At 39.3% G+C, this 18,688-nt stretch carries 30 protein-coding genes and 1 tRNA gene; 27 read left to right on the top strand and 4 right to left on the bottom strand.

The features are described from left to right. Positions 1–9: 9 nt before the first annotated feature. Positions 10–1,779 (bottom strand): gamma-glutamyltransferase, encoded by a 1,770-nt coding sequence (gene ggt / locus L3V45_RS09460; RefSeq protein WP_052586070.1) that lies wholly within the window; start codon positions 1,777–1,779, stop codon positions 10–12. A 243-nt stretch (positions 1,780–2,022) separates the two neighbouring features. On the opposite strand from ggt, the gene L3V45_RS09455 reads away from it, so the two are divergent. The 3 genes from L3V45_RS09455 to L3V45_RS09445 all read left to right on the top strand — a co-directional run bounded on the left by L3V45_RS09455 (position 2,023) and on the right by L3V45_RS09445 (position 3,227). Then, entirely contained in the window at positions 2,023–2,253 is a 231-nt protein-coding gene (locus L3V45_RS09455; protein WP_003153848.1) for an excisionase family DNA-binding protein, read from the top strand. Between the two features lie 313 nt (positions 2,254–2,566). Then, the gene (locus tag L3V45_RS09450; protein ID WP_003153850.1) at positions 2,567–3,112 is read left to right on the top strand and encodes a site-specific integrase; all 546 of its coding nucleotides are present in this window, start codon (positions 2,567–2,569) and stop codon (positions 3,110–3,112) included. Between the two features lie 42 nt (positions 3,113–3,154). Beyond that, a tRNA-Arg gene (locus L3V45_RS09445) sits at positions 3,155–3,227 on the top strand. Positions 3,228–3,354: 127 nt separating this feature from the next. Here the strand turns inward: L3V45_RS09445 and L3V45_RS09440 are convergent. After that, positions 3,355–4,488, bottom strand: a complete 1,134-nt coding sequence (locus L3V45_RS09440) for a tyrosine-type recombinase/integrase (RefSeq protein WP_032858783.1) — start codon at positions 4,486–4,488, stop codon at positions 3,355–3,357. Positions 4,489–4,730: 242 nt separating this feature from the next. On the opposite strand from L3V45_RS09440, the gene L3V45_RS09435 reads away from it, so the two are divergent. Then, complete coding sequence (locus L3V45_RS09435) at positions 4,731–5,831, top strand: AimR family lysis-lysogeny pheromone receptor (protein WP_032858781.1); 1,101 nt, start codon at positions 4,731–4,733, stop codon at positions 5,829–5,831. A 431-nt stretch (positions 5,832–6,262) separates the two neighbouring features. Here the strand turns inward: L3V45_RS09435 and L3V45_RS09430 are convergent, their stop codons facing one another. After that, positions 6,263–6,661: a helix-turn-helix domain-containing protein gene (locus L3V45_RS09430; protein ID WP_014305167.1), complete on the bottom strand. Its 399-nt coding sequence runs from the start codon at positions 6,659–6,661 to the stop codon at positions 6,263–6,265. Between the two features lie 164 nt (positions 6,662–6,825). Here L3V45_RS09430 and L3V45_RS09425 point away from each other — a divergent pair, with 164 nt between their 5' ends. From L3V45_RS09425 to L3V45_RS09360, 14 genes are all read left to right on the top strand, one after another. Then, a complete protein-coding gene (locus tag L3V45_RS09425) occupies positions 6,826–7,032 on the top strand; it encodes a helix-turn-helix domain-containing protein (protein WP_032858779.1) in 207 nt (68 codons plus the stop codon). Positions 7,033–7,095: 63 nt separating this feature from the next. Continuing rightward, positions 7,096–7,419, top strand: a complete 324-nt coding sequence (locus L3V45_RS09420) for a DUF771 domain-containing protein (RefSeq protein ID WP_017417255.1) — start codon at positions 7,096–7,098, stop codon at positions 7,417–7,419. Between the two features lie 228 nt (positions 7,420–7,647). Further along, positions 7,648–8,502 (top strand): phage replisome organizer N-terminal domain-containing protein, encoded by an 855-nt coding sequence (locus L3V45_RS09415; RefSeq protein ID WP_161503422.1) that lies wholly within the window; start codon positions 7,648–7,650, stop codon positions 8,500–8,502. Beyond that, complete coding sequence (locus L3V45_RS09410) at positions 8,453–9,310, top strand: ATP-binding protein (protein WP_032859439.1); 858 nt, start codon at positions 8,453–8,455, stop codon at positions 9,308–9,310. Before L3V45_RS09415 ends, L3V45_RS09410 begins: the two co-directional genes overlap by 50 nt. Next, on the top strand, positions 9,291–9,452 hold the full coding sequence (locus L3V45_RS09405) for a hypothetical protein (RefSeq protein ID WP_154018700.1): 162 nt from the start codon (positions 9,291–9,293) through the stop codon (positions 9,450–9,452). The genes L3V45_RS09410 and L3V45_RS09405 overlap by 20 nt, the downstream gene beginning before the upstream one ends. After that, positions 9,449–9,607 carry a DUF6906 family protein gene (locus L3V45_RS09400; RefSeq protein WP_015387915.1) on the top strand — a complete coding sequence of 53 codons (159 nt, stop codon included), beginning with the start codon at positions 9,449–9,451 and terminating at the stop codon, positions 9,605–9,607. The genes L3V45_RS09405 and L3V45_RS09400 overlap by 4 nt, the downstream gene beginning before the upstream one ends. Continuing rightward, the gene (locus L3V45_RS09395) at positions 9,604–10,152 is read left to right on the top strand and encodes a hypothetical protein (protein WP_032859652.1); all 549 of its coding nucleotides are present in this window, start codon (positions 9,604–9,606) and stop codon (positions 10,150–10,152) included. Before L3V45_RS09400 ends, L3V45_RS09395 begins: the two co-directional genes overlap by 4 nt. 107 nt (positions 10,153–10,259) lie before the next feature. Beyond that, the gene (locus L3V45_RS09390; RefSeq protein WP_151276547.1) at positions 10,260–10,400 is read left to right on the top strand and encodes a BH0509 family protein; all 141 of its coding nucleotides are present in this window, start codon (positions 10,260–10,262) and stop codon (positions 10,398–10,400) included. A gap of 12 nt (positions 10,401–10,412) precedes the next feature. Further along, the gene (locus L3V45_RS09385; RefSeq protein ID WP_236836936.1) at positions 10,413–10,568 is read left to right on the top strand and encodes a hypothetical protein; all 156 of its coding nucleotides are present in this window, start codon (positions 10,413–10,415) and stop codon (positions 10,566–10,568) included. 79 nt (positions 10,569–10,647) lie between these two features. Beyond that, positions 10,648–10,851, top strand: coding sequence for an XtrA/YqaO family protein (locus tag L3V45_RS09380; RefSeq protein WP_032859650.1), 204 nt, complete (start codon positions 10,648–10,650; stop codon positions 10,849–10,851). 140 nt (positions 10,852–10,991) lie between these two features. Then, entirely contained in the window at positions 10,992–11,369 is a 378-nt protein-coding gene (locus L3V45_RS09375) for a hypothetical protein (RefSeq protein ID WP_236836934.1), read from the top strand. Continuing rightward, positions 11,366–11,596: a hypothetical protein gene (locus tag L3V45_RS09370; protein WP_236836932.1), complete on the top strand. Its 231-nt coding sequence runs from the start codon at positions 11,366–11,368 to the stop codon at positions 11,594–11,596. Before L3V45_RS09375 ends, L3V45_RS09370 begins: the two co-directional genes overlap by 4 nt. Next, positions 11,593–11,808 carry a hypothetical protein gene (locus tag L3V45_RS09365; RefSeq protein WP_236836930.1) on the top strand — a complete coding sequence of 72 codons (216 nt, stop codon included), beginning with the start codon at positions 11,593–11,595 and terminating at the stop codon, positions 11,806–11,808. The genes L3V45_RS09370 and L3V45_RS09365 overlap by 4 nt, the downstream gene beginning before the upstream one ends. Further along, positions 11,805–12,077 carry a hypothetical protein gene (locus L3V45_RS09360; RefSeq protein ID WP_236836929.1) on the top strand — a complete coding sequence of 91 codons (273 nt, stop codon included), beginning with the start codon at positions 11,805–11,807 and terminating at the stop codon, positions 12,075–12,077. The genes L3V45_RS09365 and L3V45_RS09360 overlap by 4 nt, the downstream gene beginning before the upstream one ends. Before the next feature lie 36 nt (positions 12,078–12,113). On the opposite strand, the gene L3V45_RS09355 is transcribed toward L3V45_RS09360, so the two are convergent. Beyond that, positions 12,114–12,494 carry a hypothetical protein gene (locus L3V45_RS09355; protein WP_236836927.1) on the bottom strand — a complete coding sequence of 127 codons (381 nt, stop codon included), beginning with the start codon at positions 12,492–12,494 and terminating at the stop codon, positions 12,114–12,116. A 108-nt stretch (positions 12,495–12,602) separates the two neighbouring features. Here L3V45_RS09355 and L3V45_RS09350 point away from each other — a divergent pair, with 108 nt between their 5' ends. The 9 genes from L3V45_RS09350 to L3V45_RS09310 all read left to right on the top strand — a co-directional run bounded on the left by L3V45_RS09350 (position 12,603) and on the right by L3V45_RS09310 (position 18,429). Then, positions 12,603–13,037: a hypothetical protein gene (locus tag L3V45_RS09350; protein ID WP_236836926.1), complete on the top strand. Its 435-nt coding sequence runs from the start codon at positions 12,603–12,605 to the stop codon at positions 13,035–13,037. A gap of 11 nt (positions 13,038–13,048) precedes the next feature. Next, entirely contained in the window at positions 13,049–13,225 is a 177-nt protein-coding gene (locus tag L3V45_RS09345; protein WP_236836925.1) for a hypothetical protein, read from the top strand. Positions 13,226–13,315: 90 nt separating this feature from the next. Then, on the top strand, positions 13,316–14,605 hold the full coding sequence (locus L3V45_RS09340; protein WP_236836924.1) for a PIN-like domain-containing protein: 1,290 nt from the start codon (positions 13,316–13,318) through the stop codon (positions 14,603–14,605). A 22-nt stretch (positions 14,606–14,627) separates the two neighbouring features. Then, entirely contained in the window at positions 14,628–15,287 is a 660-nt protein-coding gene (locus tag L3V45_RS09335) for a hypothetical protein (RefSeq protein ID WP_236836923.1), read from the top strand. A gap of 90 nt (positions 15,288–15,377) precedes the next feature. Next, positions 15,378–15,554, top strand: a complete 177-nt coding sequence (locus L3V45_RS09330; RefSeq protein ID WP_236836922.1) for a hypothetical protein — start codon at positions 15,378–15,380, stop codon at positions 15,552–15,554. Between the two features lie 54 nt (positions 15,555–15,608). After that, positions 15,609–16,061 carry an ArpU family phage packaging/lysis transcriptional regulator gene (locus L3V45_RS09325; RefSeq protein ID WP_236837433.1) on the top strand — a complete coding sequence of 151 codons (453 nt, stop codon included), beginning with the start codon at positions 15,609–15,611 and terminating at the stop codon, positions 16,059–16,061. Beyond that, positions 16,058–16,600: a tyrosine-type recombinase/integrase gene (locus L3V45_RS09320; protein WP_236836918.1), complete on the top strand. Its 543-nt coding sequence runs from the start codon at positions 16,058–16,060 to the stop codon at positions 16,598–16,600. The genes L3V45_RS09325 and L3V45_RS09320 overlap by 4 nt, the downstream gene beginning before the upstream one ends. Positions 16,601–16,767: 167 nt before the next feature. Next, positions 16,768–17,706, top strand: coding sequence for a hypothetical protein (locus L3V45_RS09315; protein WP_151292992.1), 939 nt, complete (start codon positions 16,768–16,770; stop codon positions 17,704–17,706). A gap of 348 nt (positions 17,707–18,054) precedes the next feature. After that, the gene (locus tag L3V45_RS09310) at positions 18,055–18,429 is read left to right on the top strand and encodes an HNH endonuclease signature motif containing protein (RefSeq protein ID WP_236836917.1); all 375 of its coding nucleotides are present in this window, start codon (positions 18,055–18,057) and stop codon (positions 18,427–18,429) included. The last annotated feature ends 259 nt before the right edge of the window (positions 18,430–18,688 follow it).

Genomic DNA, 18,688 nt, shown 5'->3' with positions numbered 1-18,688 from the left:
TTTGTCTAGTTATTTTTTATATTGTTTCAAGTTTACGCCGATTGCGGCTCCGTTTCGGCTTGAATCGGCAACTCCGGTAAAGGTGCCGTTTTCACGGTCGATCAGGATGCTTTGCACATTACCGATATCAACCGGGCTGCTGCCGAATTTATGCCCCATTTCGTTCAGTTTTGTGCGGGCTTCTTCCGGCACTCCTTTTTCATATCGATAGGATGTCATGCTGTTTGTGTAAATTCTCGGCTCTTCGACCGCCGCTTTCAGATCCATGCCGTACTCAACTTTGTTCAGGATCGTTTGCAGGACGGAAGAAATAATCGTTGCTCCGCCGGGAGAGCCGACAGTCAGTACAGGTTCGTTATTTTTGAATAAAATAGTCGGAGTCATGCTGCTGAGCGGACGTTTATTCGGCTGCACTTCATTTGCGCCGCCAGGCACCGCATCGAAGTCTGTTAACTCATTATTCAACACAACGCCGTATCCGGGAACCATAATGCCGGAACCGAACAGCTGTTCAATCGTTGTCGTATAAGATACGACATTGCCGAAGCGGTCGGTTACCGTGAAGTGGGTCGTTTGGCCTTCTTGTTTGTCAGTCGGCTGCTTCACTTGTTTATAGTTTGCAGAACCTTCCTGATAGGCCCAAGGGTCGCCGGCTTTCGGTTTTTTATTGACTTTATCAATATCTATCAGCTGTCTGCGGGCATTGATATAATCTGGATTCAAGAGGCCTTTGAGAGGGACGTTGACGAATTCTGGATCCCCGGCAAATGCGGCGCGGTCAGCATAAGCCAAATGCATCGTTTCTGCGAGAAGCTGATATTTTTGCCAAGAACGGATATCATATTGAGAAAGCTTAAAATCATCCAGAAGGTTCAGCATTTGCAACAGGAAAACACCGCCCGAGCTTGGAGGAGGAGCAGTTGCGATATGATAGCCCTGGTAATCCCCCCAGATCGGTTCGTCAATCGTCACATTGAAGTTTTTGATATCTTTTTCTGTCATTGAGCCGCCGAATTCCTGCACTGTTTCCGCAAGCTTTTTGGAGAATGCACCGTCATAGAATGCTTTTGTGCCTTTGTACTTAATAGCTGTAAATGTTTTGGCTAAGTCTTTTTGGATGAGTGTGTCTCCTTCTTTCAGAGGTTCTCCGTCCGGAAGAAACACGTCTTTTGCAGCGGTGTGTGATAATTTGTCTTTATAATCTGAGATGGCATCAGCTAAAACCGAATCGATCGGAAAGCCTTTTGAGGCAAGTTTAATGGAAGGGGTGATGAGTTGTTTCATGGAGCGTGTGCCCCATTTGTCGAGCGCTTTTTCAAGTCCTTTTAATGTTCCCGGAACACCGACTGCAGTCCCTTTAGTAACGCGTTCGGAGAAAGGGATGGCTTTGCCGTTTTCGTCAAGGAACATATCCGGTGCTGCGCCTGCCGGTGCGCGTTCCCGGCTGTCGATAATGGTGGTGTCTTTCGTCTTCGCATCATAAACCATCATAAATCCGCCGCCGCCGATTCCCGACATCATAGGTTCAGTTACGTTTAATGCGAATTGAATGGCGACCGCGGCGTCAATTGCATTCCCTCCTTTTTTCAGCACGTCGGCACCGATTTGTGAAGCGAGAGGATGGGCGGTGGCAACCATGCCGTCTTTGCCGACATCTACCTGTTTGTAGTCGTCATAGGAAAACGGGTGTTTCTTAGCCTGAGCGTGATAAGGGATGCTTCCGGCCGTGAGCAAAGTACTGAGCAGAACGATAAAACAGAGATTCATAAACTTTTTCATAGTCTGCCTCCTTTGTTTTCCGCTTACAATTATAGAGTAAGTAAAATGTGCTGTTTTCACAAGTGACAAACGGAATAGTCCGGTGCGCAAAAAGCCGGAGTTTCTGTGTGAATATAATCAGCCGCAAATAGGCTAAATGGGAAACCGGGCAGAAAAAGCTGTGAAACAAGCATAAAGACAAAAAATAAGCTACAATAAACAAAACAGAATTCACTCACATGACATATGAAAGGAACGTGAGCCATGTATTTAACGATCAAAGAGACAGCTGAGTTTACCAGTCTTCCTGAAGAATATGTGCACAATCTTGTTTTGACGAATAAAATAAGGGCCGTACATGACGGACAGCAATATTTAATCAACAAGGAACAATTTCAAACCCATCTCGAACAGCTGGAAAAATATAAGGAAATGATTCAAGAGTTTTTAAATGAGCCGCTTCCTGAAGACATTGATGTAAAAGATGAAGACTAGGACACAATTTCATATTGTGTCTTTTTTTTCATTTTTTCCGGTTGCTCACAAAAAACGAATGCTCAGATTTCGTTTTAAGGGCGTTGTTTTTCTTTTTTAACACCGTGAGTCTCTATTGATTTAAAATCCCGTCATCGGGTCGAAAATGATGTTTTTGAAGACTCCGATGAAACTGTGTGCCTTATTCCCCTTATGTAACACTATGTATATTATGTTACATAAGGCCCTTTATCCTTTATCATTCAACGGGTTTCGGCTATAATAGTAACATAATGCTCAATATGTTACTTTACCAATTATAAGGGGTTTTTTGATGCATATCGTACAGCCGATCCGAAGTTTGGAGAAGATCCAGGAAGTCAAACAGTATTTAATGAAGAAAAGTGATCGTGATTATTTTTTATTTATTTTCGGCATGAACAGCGCACTGCGGATTTCTGATGTTCTGCCGCTTCGCGTGAGGGATGTAAGGAACAAAGACCATGTGTGGGCAACCGAAAGCAAAACGAGAAAGAAAAGAAAAATTCTGATACTGGAGTCTTTAAAGGCCGACATATACGCTTATACAAAAGACATGAAAGAAGATGACTATTTGTTTAAATCGAAACGGACGAATAAGCCCATTTCCCGGATTCAGGCATACAGAATATTAAAGGAAGCAGCTGCCGCGTGCGGATTGGAGGAAATCGGGACGCATACGCTTAGAAAGACGTTCGGGTATCATTTTTATCAGAGGACAAAAGACATTGCTGAACTGCAGAGGATTTTGAATCATTCTTCTCCGTCTATTACAATGCGTTATATCGGAATAGATGAAGATACGACGAGAGCCGCCTATAAAGTGTTCGGAGGGCTGTAGGCTTGAAAAAAACGGCCGCCAGCGTTACTATAATAGAAGCAGGCTCTAGTAGCACAGCGGATAGTGCAGCAGTTTCCTAAACTGCAGGTCGGGAGTTCGAATCTCTCCTAGAGCGTTTTCCGCATAAGATAAGTGCAGATTAATAATGGCGGTAAAACAGAAAAACCCTTGTCACACAAGGGTTTTCGTCGTTTTTGCAAGCTTTTTATTTTTGTGAGAATCCGCTGAAAAACGATGCGATTTTATTTTTTTTTGCACATTTTTTGCACATTTCCGGATGTTTTCACGTCAGGCATTTTTTCAAATAAATTAAGGGTGTTTTGGGTATCTTCTTCACGTAGTTCTTTAATTACGTGTGAATAATAATTATGCGTGGTATCTATCTTAGCATGCCCTAAACGCTCTGAGACATAATAAATTGAAATCCTCTTGTAGAGTAACACGCTGGCATGTGTATGTCTTAACCCGTGTATTGAAATTGGTTCTATTTTCAAGTCCGTCAATGTCTTTTTCAATATTTTGTTGACAAATTCATTAGTGATGACTTTTCTAGAACTGCGAGGACTATAAAATACAAGATTATGTATGTTATCAGGCATTTCGGATAACAACTTTTTGAATAAATCCATTGTATTAGAATCCATTTTAATGGTCCTATTTGAAGACGCATTTTTTGTCGTAGCAAAACCCGTTCCTTTTTTATAATCCCAGGTTTTGTTGATTGTAATTTCATTTAATTCAAAGTTGAAATCCTCGAGTGTTAATCCCAACATTTCAGAAAATCGCATTCCTGAAGTGAGGGCCAGTATTAATAAATAATATCCGATAGACTGATCCTTGCGCACATATAATTCTTTTAAAAGCTTTTGACTTTCAACATAATTCAAGTGTTTTTCTTCCGGGCGTTTTGATTCCACGCTTCCAATCAATTTTGCTTTCCGGGTAAAATCAAATTGAATAATCCCTTCTTCAATTGCCTCTTGCACACAAGCTCTAATGTGCGTATTTATTTTTCTAACAGTTTCTTTTGCGTGTTCAGATCCAAACTTATTTAAAAACTCTTGATATTCTCGTTTAGTGATGTCATTGATATATCTTCCTGCAAAATTCTCTGAAATTTCTCTAAGTGTAATATAGTAACCTTCACGAGTGATGGCACCAATATCAGCTCTATAAACATTTACCCAACTTTTAAAGTATTCATCAAAGAGGACTTTTTTTGTGCCCGGCGTTTTATATTTCCTCAATTTTTCTTCAACCTCTGCGGCAGCAACTTGAGCTTCCTTCTTAGTTTTAAATCCGCCTTTCCTGATGGGCTTGGGTTTAGCGCTAACGCAATACTGCCACGTTTTACCGCGTTTTAGGAAACTAGCCATTTCATTCACTCCTATAGGGGGAACTTTAATTCTCCAATAATAGGATAGCACTATCTTAATTTATTTAAAAGATTGTCCCGAATAAGGCTTTTCGATTAGTTAACCATTGTAAAATAAGTTATAATAAGTATTGAGAGGAATAAATTATAACGTAAAAAATCAAAAAATTCTAAATCTTATCGCCATCGTTCGACAAAATTTTCTTTGTGATTATGTTAAATTTGAGGTGAAAAGGTGATCATATGGAAACAGTAGCAGCTAGAGATATAAGGATCCATCTAAAAGAATTAATAAAATCCTCTGATGAAAAGCAGAATGTTATAGCTGCTAAAATCGGGATTAGCGAAGGCTATTTAAGTAAGTTTCTTAGCGGAAAAGAAATTAATTTTTGGATGGTTCGAGAGATCATAAGGTATGTTGATCCAGAAAATGAAACTGCATTGATGGAACAGCACTGCTTAACTGGAGTGAAAAAGAAAAATTATGCTTCTGCTTTGGAATATTGCTACACTAAGCAATTATATTCTGTTATAGAGGCATTGATAAGCGCCCAGATTGAAAGGGATGGCAAATACGATCAATGGTCTAATATTTATAGATTTATTCTTAATTCAAGATTCTCTTTTGGGAATATTGAGTATACCGAAGGATTAAAGAAGTTTAGTCCTTCTTGTGACGAAATGAGAACGTTGTTGAGTATACTAGAAATGTATGGGTACTTTTATAATGGCAGGTATGAGATCACTCTATACCATATTCGATCCATTCGAAGTCTTATTAAAAATTTATCAGATCCATTTTTGAAAATCGCATTTACTGCTCGTATAGAAGAAGTCTTAGTGAATATATATTTAAAACAAAACAACGACGTTAATAAGGCGAGAGAGGCGGCCTTCTCTCTCCTTGAAAAAGACCTCAGTATCAATTTGAATATGACAGCTTTGTACATATTGGCATTGTCTTATATGAATGAATCATATTGCCATTCTTATAGGTACTATTTGAGGTGTTTGAACTTACTTGCAAATTTCCCTGATCGCAGTGAGGAAATGGTCCAGAATAAAGAGGAAATAGCCATATTACAATATTATTGGAACAAAGAAATTTCAAAGGAGTTTCAAGTGACTGAATTCGCAAAGGCTTTAGGAAGATCCGACCCATTAAACTCTTTCTATTCGGATTCCTTTTATAAAAAATATGCTCTTCTTTTTGATGGGAAAAGAGAAGAAAACGCTGAAAAATTATTGCTATCCCTTTATTATTTTTCTCAACAGCAAGATCAATTTAGAGCAACTCTTCCTAAAATTGACTTGATAAAATTAGGATTTAATTTTAATATTTAGAAGTGGGAGGTGTTGCAGATGAGAAAAATGTCATTGACCTTAGTTTTAGCGTTCGGTATACTGACTACTGCTTTTGTGGGTGTTTCGTTAAACCATTCTGAAGCAGGCGGAAGTTTTCAAACGACTGAGATAAGAGTAGGCATGTAGTATATCTGACTCCCGAAAAGTACATAAAAAAACAAAAAGACGCTGCCATGACTGGCAACGTCTTTCGTACTTTTCGGGGATATTTCCTGTTTTCCGGAAAAACGAAAATAGGAAATTCCTGAAAAAGTATTTATTTTAAAATTGTTATTAAATATAATAGGAACAAACGTTCTGTTTTGGGAGGGGAAACACATCATGCATATTACATTCGAGAACATCATCGGGAATCTAAAAAAGGAAATTGAAAAGGAGAAAAATGTGGACACAAAAAAACTTAAAGTTGGTTAATTTAAATCTTTCAAATGTCGTTCTTTTAATTCCCTTAATTCCTTTAAATAATTTATAACCATTTGCAATTCTTCTTCTGTTATCTTACTTCCGTTATCGTGGACAATGTTTAGCTTCTTGAGATCATCTATTGTTATACTCTTCTGTGAAAGAAGCTGCTTCTCTGGTTCTGAATACTTTTCTAGGCTCTCTTCATCAAAAAACAAGTATGATTTGTGGACGCCTAAATAGTCAGCGATTTTTTCTATTACTTGTATTGATGGCTGTTGTAAATTTCTTTCTATTCTTGAAAGGTAGCTGTGTGTAATTCCCACAGCTTCGGCAACTTCATCTAATGTTTTTTTCTTTTCCTTACGAATACGCCGAATCGCTTCTCCCATTTTCATATTTCCCATAATAACACCTGCTCTTTTGAAAAATTAACCTTATTCCTCATAGGTAATTATACCATATCGTGTACCTCACGAGAAAATTCTTTTAAAAAGCACTTGTGTAAAAAAAATCGCTATGTTAAGATCAAATTGTTCCTTTCAGGTACAAAAAGGATGTGTTAAAACAAATGTTCGATCTGAAAGAGTTTGGACGTCTGCTCCAAAAAATCCGAAAAAAGCGGAAAATGTCTCAAATCGAATTCGCTCAATTCTTAGGGTACACAGCTTCATACATCTCAAGAGTTGAGAGAGGGAAAGCGAATCTTTCTATGCAGGCGATTGAAAAGGTCACGAAGAAACTTAATATTAAGATCCGATTTTTTTTTGAACAATAATGGTACTGATAGGAACAAAATAAAAGTGAGTAAAATTTTTAAAAGACATGAGAGGAGAAACTTATGGAACAACTTCTTGATGTTAGCCTGTCAATTCCGATCCCTGCTGACAAAATTCTCATCAGCAAGGTGGAACTCCAGGAACTAAGAGAACAATCGTTATCCGGGGTCTATTGGAACATGAAAGACCTTGAGAAAAAGACAGCACGTAAAAGCGAGTGGATCAAAGAAAACATTTTATACCCAAGTCGGTTCCGCAAAGTTTTAGATTCGGTAAACGGGGGTTTTGTATTTTACCCGCAAGCCAAAGGGCAAAACTGGAGCTTTCAAGCTTCTAAAATGGCTGCCTTTTTAGATAAGCACTTTGCTGAGATTTTCAACAAATAGCCGAAAGGAGAATACATGTGTTTTTAGAAAGCCACATCTGGCTGCATAATCAAATTCACGTAATTATAAGCGAGTCTGTTAATACTCACGAAAGGGCAATTGCCGAACTAGAAGCTCAAGGCGGCACCTGCCTGTCTGATCAATGTCAGCAAAACACCCTCGGCTCTGTAATTGTCAACGGCAAGCGGTCTGTATGGTCTTTGACCAAGTCAGAAAGGGGGGAGTTGAATGGGCGAAATTAAATTCGTAAAGCTCAGCACCCATATGTTTGATGACGAAAAAATTAAGCTTATTGAACAGATGCCCGAAGCTGACACTTTGTTAATTATTTGGGTGAAATTACTCGCTCAAGCTGGTAAAACCAACGCCTCCGGTTACATCTTTCTTAGTGAAAATGTTCCGTATACTGACGAAATGCTTGCAGCTATTTTCTCGCGGCCGTTGGGGGTTGTAAGAATGGCCTTGGATACATTTAGACGGTTCGGGATGATCGAGATTAACGATCAGAACTATATCAGTATTTGCAATTGGGAAAAGCATCAGAACGTCGATGCGATGGATAAAATCAGGGAAGATACACGCAAAAGAGTTGCTAAATATCGGGAAAAACAAAAGGCTTTACAGCTTTCTCAACCTAGTAACGTTACAGGTAACGTTACAGTAACGCAAGGTAACGAACAAGAAGAAGAAAGAAGAAAGAAGAAAGAAGAAGAAGAATTAAAAGATATATTGTCGGGTAAACCCGACGACGCATCTTCTTCCAAAAACGAAAAGGACGAGATTCCTTACAAACTGATCATTGATCTGCTGAACAAAGTAGCGGGCAAACGATACCGACCTACTACACCAAAAACAAAAAAAGACATCAAGGCACGCTGGAACGAAGGTTTTCGCTTTGAAGATTTTAAACATGTCATTCTAGTAAAAACTGAGGAATGGCTCAATGATCCTGCTATGAATAGATTTTTGCGTCCTGAAACATTGTTCGGGACAAAATTTGAATCATATCTAAACCAAAAAGGAGGGGGTTCAATTGCTCAGAGCGGAAAGCCCGAGAAAGACCAATACTCAGGCCTTTTCTAAAGCGCTCCCTGAAAAGCTTCAGCATTTGTTTCCTGACAAGATCGGAGAAAGAGAATGCGAATCATGCGGCAATACGGTTCCTATCTACATGCAAAACGGGGTTAGGCATAGCCGGTGTTTATCATGCGATAACTTAGCGCTTGAAGAAGAAATGATTCAATTTCAAGAGGAAACAGCAGCGGACGCTTTTTTCTGGAATAACAGTCTTGTCCCTCCAGATACACAGAAAACCAGATTCGAAAATTTTAATTTGAAAGGTTTATCTGATTCGCAACAGGATGCATTTCGCAAGCTGAAATGGTATGCGGAGAACTTTGGAAACTGGGGGGATTTTGATTCTTTGTTATTGCAAGGAAATTACGGAATCGGAAAAAGCCACCTTTCTCACAGTGTCGCGCAACATGTGAAGAGCCTACGAAAAAATGTCATCTTCGCCAATACAAAAATGCTGCTTAGAAAAATCCGAAACTCTTATGGCGATTCAAAAGAGACAGAAGCACACATTTTGAAAAACATTGAATCATGCGAGTTACTGGTGCTGGATGACCTTGGAGCTGAATACGTCAGGAAGGATAAAGACGGGGAGGAATCATGGGCTGCTGACTTGATTCTGACAATTATTGAGTCTCGAGAGGACAAGCCCAATATCATAACGACCAACTACAACGTTGAAAGCCTCCAAAGCAAATACGGTACACACGGCGGCCGGATCATATCTCGAATGATGCCAGGGACGAGGGTTGTCAAGTTTACCGGAGAGGACAGACGCATTAAAGGAGGTGGAAATAGTGCTTGGAACCAAGGCTGATATGATCATGCCCGGCGTTTGGGAATTCAAGGCAGAACGAAAGCTTACCGACGCCGAACGTAAACAAGAGCTTGATAATCTTATTGCTCTTCTTGATCAAAAAATAGCAGACTATCAGAACTTTAGGGGGAATGCAGTGTGAAACACGGGAAGCGCCCGACGCGCGCACAGAAAAATGTCATTAAGGCAAACGGCTTAAACCCGAATAACTGGCTTGTAAGCAAAAATCTGCAGCATGAACACCGGCTTATTATCGTTCATCGGAATACAGGAACGGTCCGGAGGTGCTGGGCATGAGTCAGATGGTCAATGCAGAACGGTTCGAACTGGCTTTAGAAAATATGAATTATGAGTGGTCAATGGTCCAGCTGCAAAAGGTCGTTCAATACTGGCATGATGGGAAATCAATTCTTGATATGTCGGAATTATTAAACAGGGATTCGGATGAAATCATTTTGTTGGTCATGGACTTTGCAAGAAAAAACATCCTGCCCGCCCGCAAGAACGGTTTACGCGCTAACAAAAGAATAAGAATATCTGAGAAAACGTTGAAAGAGAAAATGATTCGGCTGCGCTATTTGTTTGAAGAGAGCCCAGTGTATATCCCTTTTCAGGAACTAAACTTCATGTTTTATGACAGCGAAATCAGACGTTTCCGGGAGCTATGGGCGGCAAATGAGTCATATCTCAACATAGCAAAAGAGCTGAATCGGAATGAAGACGAAACGTTATTCCTTATCATCGACCAGGCAAAAAAAGACCTCATAGAGCCTCGGGAATCCGGCTTGCTCGGAAAGGAAGCATCAGAAGATGAACGCGACAAACAAAAACTTCCATTTTGAAAAAGCAACGGCGCAGCAACTTATGGTCATCGTGCGTTATGAAGACTGTGCCCCGGAGGTACGGAACGCAGCTTTACAAATGCTGATTATGAAGGGAGTGGCAGACGTTGGGACAGGCAGAACGAAAGCATTTAATTGAATGGCTTTTGCTTATCGGCTCTTTTGGCAGAGCTTTTCTAAACCGCCAGACAGATGAGGAGCTTGAGCGCTTATATAATCTTCAAATCAAAGGCATGAACAAAGAATAGGAGGACAGCACCATGACAGAAAACAAAAACTTGCGTCGGCACGGCGAAGTCACAACGCGGGTGATGAGCGAAGAGGAACGCATGGAGTATATAAAAAAACACCCAATCATTCCGACGAAAACACCAAAAGCTGGTATGCAGCTCTTCCCGTCAAAATATTGGATGTAAGGACGGCCGCTAAAGCAACCGCCACCGTATGGTAAATAAAAACTCGACACTTTTATTATACCATACGGAGGCTTTGAACATGCAGCCAAAACATATATCAATCAATCAAAATACAAGTGTTTCTCAATTTATTGAGCCGGGGAAGGTGTCTGTCATCGTGTTAGACGGCAACCAAAACGCCGCATATGTCGTTGAGGCACCCGAACACGGTAAAACAATCATTCAAACAGTAAAGGGCGGCCTGGCTCGTTGTGATTACGAGATCGGCCATAAATTCAATTAGCAGGGGTTTTCCCCTGCGGGGGAGGAACGGAACATGTATCAAAACGAAATTGCCCGCAAGTGTGAACGCTGCGGAAAAATATATTATTCAGCTCATTGGGTTGTATGCAAAACATGTCTTTTAGACCGGGAGGCCCGAGCATGAAAGAATTCAAAATCAACTTATCAAAAGGTGAAGTTTTATATACTGGCTCTTACATTTGCGCCCTTTCAAAAACGCCGGCCAGTACACCTGAGCAAATTTCTTTAGAAGCAGCAGCCGAAAAGCTCGCGGAAGAGTTAATCATGCAGCAGGCTATGAATCGAGAACACCAGCGTCAGCAGGATATTGCGGCCAATCAATTCCGGCAGGCACAGAAAGATATTAAGTTGCTGCAGGCGGAGAACCAAGAACTAAAATCAAAAGTCGAGGGACAGGAAGAAGAAATAAGAGATTTAGAATTTGAAAACAGCAATTTAGAGGACGAGATAGAGGAATTGGAAGATAAAGTTGAAGCATTGGAGGGGGCTGCAGAATGAAGACAAGAAAAGTAACGATTCCTACCCGCGATACCAATGGTTTCCTGATCGGGTTCAGGGAAGTTAATGCACTTTGGGAATGCCCTACTTGTGGCGGGGAAATGGGAAATCCTCAGTTAAGGCAGTATACCGAGGACGGATTCTTTGGACAAATTCATACTTGGGAGAACCCCTGCGGACATATAGCTCATTATAAAAATCTTCAGATTGTAGGGGATGCGGAATGAGAAACCTACTTAAAAAGGGCGAATTAGTTGTAATGCACACTTGCGGCGAGGCAGAGCATTATGACGGAAGGATTTGGGCTTGTAAAAGTGATGAATTTACAGATAGAGCTGGTCAGCAAGTTGTTTTCTTAGAAGGATTTTCAGGATACTTCTTGGTTGAATTTCTGCAAAGAGTGAACTTACCACAAGCGCGGGAGGTGGGGGCAGAATGATGCCATTACAAGTAGAACTGCAACGGAACGTGAAGGCCACGAAGGATGAAGCAATGACTGTCGAGCAGGCGGCCGAGCTTTTAAAGGTTCACCCGGACTACATCCCGACGCTGGTCGCTCGGTCTGACGATCTGAAAATGATCGGCGACCATACAATTATCGCGAAACGGGATAAAACAAATATCTGGTTGGTTGGGGCGGTGATTGTGGTTTTATTCTTTGTAATTGCGATTCTACCAGGGATAGGGGGTGAAATTAGAGGATTATGAAAAAATTTAAAGGAGCCTCATTAAGAGGCTCATACGCTATTTTTTAACCGTAATATAAATATCGCCCAATATATCACCATTAGATTTCCACATACGGGCTATTGCTTGTTTAGTGCCTGAGTCTTTTAAACCCTTAACACCATGTCCTTCTTCTTTGGCATATTGTGTTCCTTCAATAACTTTTCCCCATGCAGCATTATCATCAAATGGATAGGTTTCTCCTACATCTATAGTTACACTTCTTTTCATAGTTTTAAAAGGAGAATCCACTATTGAATTACCGATATCTTGAAAAAAGATAGATTGATTATTTAACTGTATAGGTTGAGAAGGTTCTTTTGCGGAAGCTACACTACAAATTGATAAAGCTAGTACAGGGATTGAAAAGGCAGTCACAGCAGTCTTTTTGAAATTCATTTTAAACACTCCTTAGGTTTTTTATGGAACACAGTAATAATTCGAGCAAAATAATGATTATCCTTGTAAATAAATGTTAATTATTTGTGAACTAGGAAGGGGAAAATAATGAAAAAACTATTCAAATCAATCATTCTATCAGCTGTATTACTTATGGGAGCGGCGGCCGTTGCGCCGTCTGTTTCCGCCGCATGGTCCGGCTTGCAAAATGAATCCGGGTACAGCGGCCGGGTGTTTACGGATGCCGCGACATACACGGCCGGCGCCTCAACGGTGGACTGGAAAGCCGAGAAAAAAGGATCAAGAACATTTTATTACACGGCCGGCGTATACAAGAAGCGCAGCGGTGGCGGGCTGACTGATACGAATTTAGTACAGCGGGGCAGCTTCAAAACGGCAACGCCTCTGAAATCATTCAACGCGAAAACGATCCGGAATAAGACCGGAAAGGGATCTTATGTCATCCAGCTGGACTGCTACTCTGATTCAGTCAAGATGAACTATATCGGAACATTTGAATCAGCTAAATTTCAAATCAAATAAGGGGGAATTCGATGGCGCTGAGAATAGTTTTTCTGCTGATGGGGTTAGGATTCTGGTTTTATTTCCAGTACGAATATAGATTGGACATAAAGGCGAACATTACGTTAATAGGCGCAATCACTGCATTCAAGGCTGCGGTTTATTTTCAGGATATTGAGACCTATATCGGGAATAAGGACGATAAATAATGAACTGGATTTGATTTTTCAATAGAAATGATCCGTATGATCCTTTATAATAACAGACATCTAGAATTTTTTAGGATTAGAGGGGTTATTATGAAATCTTTATTTAAAGAATTTTATTTTGATAATAAAAACACTGATATTTGGATTAATTCAGTAATCGTACTAGATACTAATATTCTACTTAACCTTTATAGATACTCTAAGGAAACATCAGAAAAATTATTTGCATTATTAGAAAAGTCAAAAGACCGCCTTTGGTTACCGCATCAAATAGCATTAGAATTTCATTTGAATAGAACGAATGTCATTTTAGATCAACAGACTTCTTATGAAAAAATAGAATCAATTCTGAGAAAAAAATCATCTGAAATAGAGAGCAGCTTAAAAAAAGAGTTGGGCTCTTATCGAAAAAAACATGTGACGCTCAGTATTGATTCTATAATTGATCAAATAAAATCATCTATAGATGGTTTAATATCTGAAATATTAAAAGAAAAAGAAGATCACCCCATTTTATTAAAAAATGATCATATCAAGCGAGAAATCACTGAATTATTTGAAGATAAAGTGGGGTCACCGTATAAACAGGAAAAACTCAAGGAAATAGAAAAAGAAGCTGACAAAAGATATGCTTTAGAGATCCCACCAGGATACAGGGATGCTTCTAAAAAAGGAGCAAAGTTTCATAATGGTGAGATAATATTGGAGAAGTATGGAGATTATATTCTTTGGCAGCAAATTATTGATTTTGCAAATGAAAAACAAACTGACATTATATTTATAACAGATGATGAAAAAAAAGATTGGTGGTACGAATGCAAAGGAAAAACAATTGGGCCCAGAAGTGAGTTGCTAAATGAATTTAATTATAAAACGGGCATGGAATTTTATATGTTTAAGCCTGAAGTGTTTATGAAAGACGCAGGGGATATTTATAGTGAAAGTTTTTCTGATAATTTAATATCAGAAGTCAGGGAGGTCAGAAGTCAGTATTCTTTAAGTCTTGAAGGGAGATTCCAAGAACTACATGATAAAGAGGTTAATGAATTAAAGAATTATTCCAAAGAACTCTCAACCAAAAAATTACTTGCAGTCCTTGAAAGAAATAAAACAAAATTTCGGTTAATTCTTCAAACAGAAAAACAATTAAATTCAGATGAAATTGTTGGTGTACTTACTGATTATTTTTATAAAGAATCAATTACAATTGAAGTTATTGAAGTTAATGTTGCTAAAGGCTATTTTAATTTTGAACTAGTAGTAACTGTTAATAGTGCATTTAATGATTATGAGCGATTAAGCATTGAAGAAGAGTTAATGGATCAATTTTTTGAAAAGGATATTGAACCCTTGATACTTAGAATTGTATTTTTAAATTAATTATGTCCAAGGCAGAGAGCTTGTGAAAACAGATCATTTAATAAAAGCCTGTTCTGAATGGAGGGGGAAAATTATAAATATTAACTTTTATTTTCCGGCGAGTAGTGCTCAAACGGCGAATAATATTATAGGAATATTCTTGAGTCCTGGTTTATGGGGTTCATTAATAGGAGCAACTATTTCAGCATGTGTAGCAATAATGATCATGCAAGCAAATGCCAAGAGAGAAATAAAGAACAAAAAAATTGACAGACTTGAACAATTTTTAATTGAAGCCATATATTTTAGGGATAATATTATGTCTCTTAAGGGTTGTTTGGAAAAATATGTTCTTATTACAGAAGAAATTAAAGAACGACTTAATGCACCAATTAAACGCGATGATTCAGAATATGGAAGGGGGTTGTCTAAAGCACAAATATCAAATGAGGAATATGCTATCAGATGTTTAAATAATCTTAAAAATGTAGATAAAAATAAATTTAGTTTTGAGTATGTCCAACATTATTCTGCAATTGTAGAAGTATGTTCAACATTAGAACATTATTTTTATTTTCTAAAGATACATACACCTCGTGAGTTAGGGGTTAAACAAGCAATTAATAAATTGGAATCAGAATTAAGAAAACTTAATGAAATTATAGAAACAAATGAACGAGAGTTTTTAAAACTTAATAACTAGTCCAAGACGGAGAGCCTGCGGACACCAATCATTGCACAGAATCACTGTGCTCTGATTGGTGTCCGTTTTTTATTTGAGCGGAGGGACGGTATGAAAGCGAAGAAAAACGTCGCGCAGAACGTTGGTTTTAAAGAAAAACAGCCATCGTCACGCAAGAGTTTCGAAAAAAAGCCGCAGAAGCTTACTGAGAGAGATTTGGAGAATCTCATGGGTGTAAACAGGCCTACATATAAAAGAGGCCGTGGTGGAGCTTTTAGACAGCAATAATAATGGGAGGGAAATGCTATGGATAAAAAAGATAAAAACAACAATGAAAATAAAATGGACCAGTTGAGATTGAACATACCTCAAATTGACGAAGAAGCAACGAGAACGAAAGCAGAAAAGCTGCTCGAACAATATCGCATGTACTTGTTACAAGTGCCGGAGGATTTTTTGCCGAAAGTGACCGCGACATACAGCCTAGTTCCGCCCAGCTTTTCGAATGAATTTCATTCCTCCACAGAAGACGCAGCATTAAAACGCATGGATTGGGAGATTGAAAGGGAACGGTTTTTAAAGAGAATGCAAAGAGCGGTTAACCGGCTTTCACAAAAGGAGCGGCAAATTCTCGTCATGCTCTATATGCAGAATGAAGAAATGTATGATTATGAAGTCTATGCAGAAATGAGACTCAGTCAGCGGAGCTACTACCGGACGAAAGCAAAAGCGTTTTACCGGCTGGCCTTTGCTCTTCGCGTGGAAGTCTATAAGGATGGAGGAGCGTCGGAATGAATTTTGTTCAGCCGATAAGAGATCCGGAATGCATTTTCTATATCAAACGGTTTCTAAAAAAACAGAGTGAGCGGAATCACATTCTATTTGTCACCGGGATAAACTCAGGGCTTCGCATATCAGATATACTGGAACTGAGGGTAAGGGACGCCAAGCGGCCGTATTTCAATCTTATAGAGAAGAAAACCAAAAAGAAAAAGAGAATTGACATGACGCCGGTTCTTCAAAGGGAATTAAAAGCATATATTGAGGGGAAGGAAGATCATGAATATCTTTTCAAAAGCCGAGAAGGGATTAACAAGCCTATTTCCCGGTCGATGGCCTATAAAATTTTAAGGGCTGCCGCTGAGCATGTCGGTTTGGATGATATAGGTACGCACACGCTGAGGAAAACATTCGGGTACCATTTTTACAAGCAAACAAAAGATGTTGCCATGCTGCAGGAGATTTTCAACCACTCTGACCAGCGGACAACCCTTCGATACATTGGAATCAATCAGGATGCCATGAACAACGCCATGAAGAAATTTAAGATATAAGCAGGCTCATCTCATAAACCGGATGAGTCTTTTTTTCTGCATATTTTTATTGATTCCCCTCAAAAAGCAAACGTGGAATTCATTTTAGGGATATTGCTTGAAAACAAGGGTGGAAAGGGCTGACGGTACTTCGGGCAGTTGCACAGTATATAACATATGGGTAATTCGTGGATTATGTGGATAAACAAGGAATAATACATTATAATCTTAATATAAATATTTGGGGGTATGAAAACTTGTCAAGAACTGGGGTTCGGAAAGAAGTAAAACAAAAGACGAATAAAAGAGCATTTGTTATAACTCCAATTGGAAACGAAAATACAAGTATCAGGCGTTCTGCGGAAGGTTTTATAGATGCTGTAATTGTACCAATTTTGAATGAGCTAGGATTTGAAACAACGGTTGCCCATAGAATGAGCGATGGGGGATCTATAACAAATCAATTAATTAGTAGAATTTTAGAAGATGATTTAGTTATTGCGAACTTAACGGGATTGAATCCAAATGTAATGTATGAAATAGCTGTAAGGCATGCTATTCGGAAGCCAATAGTCCATGTTTGTGAACATGGTACTAAATTGCCTTTTGACTTAGGGGCTGAGCGTACTATATTTTTTACAAATGATATGATGGGTGTTATAGAGGTAAAGGGAACCTTCAAAAAATATGTAGAAGCAGCGCTTAATGAAAAAGAGTCAGACAACCCTATTTATAGAGCGTCAAATGAGTCAATGATTTTGCAGCATGTGAAGGATCAAGATCCTGATAAATATTTAGTTTTAAATAGACTGAGTGAAATAGAACAATTAGTAAGGTCAAATTTGATTAATAATTCTAATAACTCGAATAAATCTCAAACAAACGTGAAATATTTTAATTGCAGCTTTAAAACTACTCTAAATAAAGATAATTTACTTAGTCTTTTATTGGACACGTTGAGTGAGCTAGACCTTGACCCCTTAGAAAATGATTTGCGGATAGATAGCAACGATCGTGATTCAGAAGGTGAAATGAAAATAAATATGAGATTAAAAGTGCCAATGTATTTTAATGACGAAACATTTATGAAAGTGTTGAAAAGTAAGGAATTTGAATATAAAAAATAAATGGCACATTTGTGGCAGAATTGAGGCACACCATTTTGTTTTCGATAAGGTACTATGGTAATAGGTAATAAACAGGCAGGCGCTTACCCACATGGGAAGGCGCTTTTTATATGGTGGGAGGTGCGAGTGGTGGCGAAGGGAAAACCGTCTAAGGATGATCTTATCTGGAATAAAGAATTAGGTATTTATATTCTTCTGAAAGATAAATGATGATGAGAGCGGCTTCCGATGGGGGGCGCTTTTTATGTTCTCTGTAAACTGCGTCCGGTAAATCTCAGGATAGACTATTGGCGGTTAACGGCTTGAGTGCGGGGGCAGTTTAGAAAGAATACGATTGGAGGGATTGGAATGAAGAAAGCTTTGACGCCTTGCAATGAACCCGGCTGTCCAAACCTCACACGAGAGGGCTACTGCGAACAGCATAAGCGAACCAAGCCGGCTTATGATCAATACCGGGAGTCTGCTGCCAAACGGGGGTATAACAGCAAGTGGAGGCAGTCGCGCGCTGGCTACCTGTCCAAGCATCCGTTATGTGCCGCCTGCTTAATGCAAGGCAGAAGAACTCCGGCGACAGTTGTCGATCATATCGTTCCGCATAAAGGCGACAAGAAACTATTCTGGGACTCGGGTAACTGGCAGCCTCTCTGCGGGCCGTGCCATAGCCGGAAGACGGCAAAGGAGGACGGGGGATTTGGAAACACTACATCAAACATGCGTGTGTGATCAATGCATGACCAGACTTCTTATCAAAGGCTGTTCAAAGATCAGGAAGCACGACAACGGAATCAAAGAGCATTATATCAAGTGTCCACGCTGCAAGGCTGAGTATACATCCTTCTATACGAACGAGGACATCAGACGAATGCAGCATAGAATAAGAAAGATGTTTGCTCTTCGCCGTAACATGAAAAAGGAATCAGCTGTTGATCTATATTCAAAGAAGATAGAAGCAGCACAAACGGAAATACAAGCAGCCATGAGC

The organism is Bacillus sp. R45 (assembly GCF_021729365.1).
GTDB classification, from domain to species: domain Bacteria; phylum Bacillota; class Bacilli; order Bacillales; family Bacillaceae; genus Bacillus; species Bacillus velezensis.
This window is presented reverse-complemented; position numbering and strand designations above follow the sequence as displayed.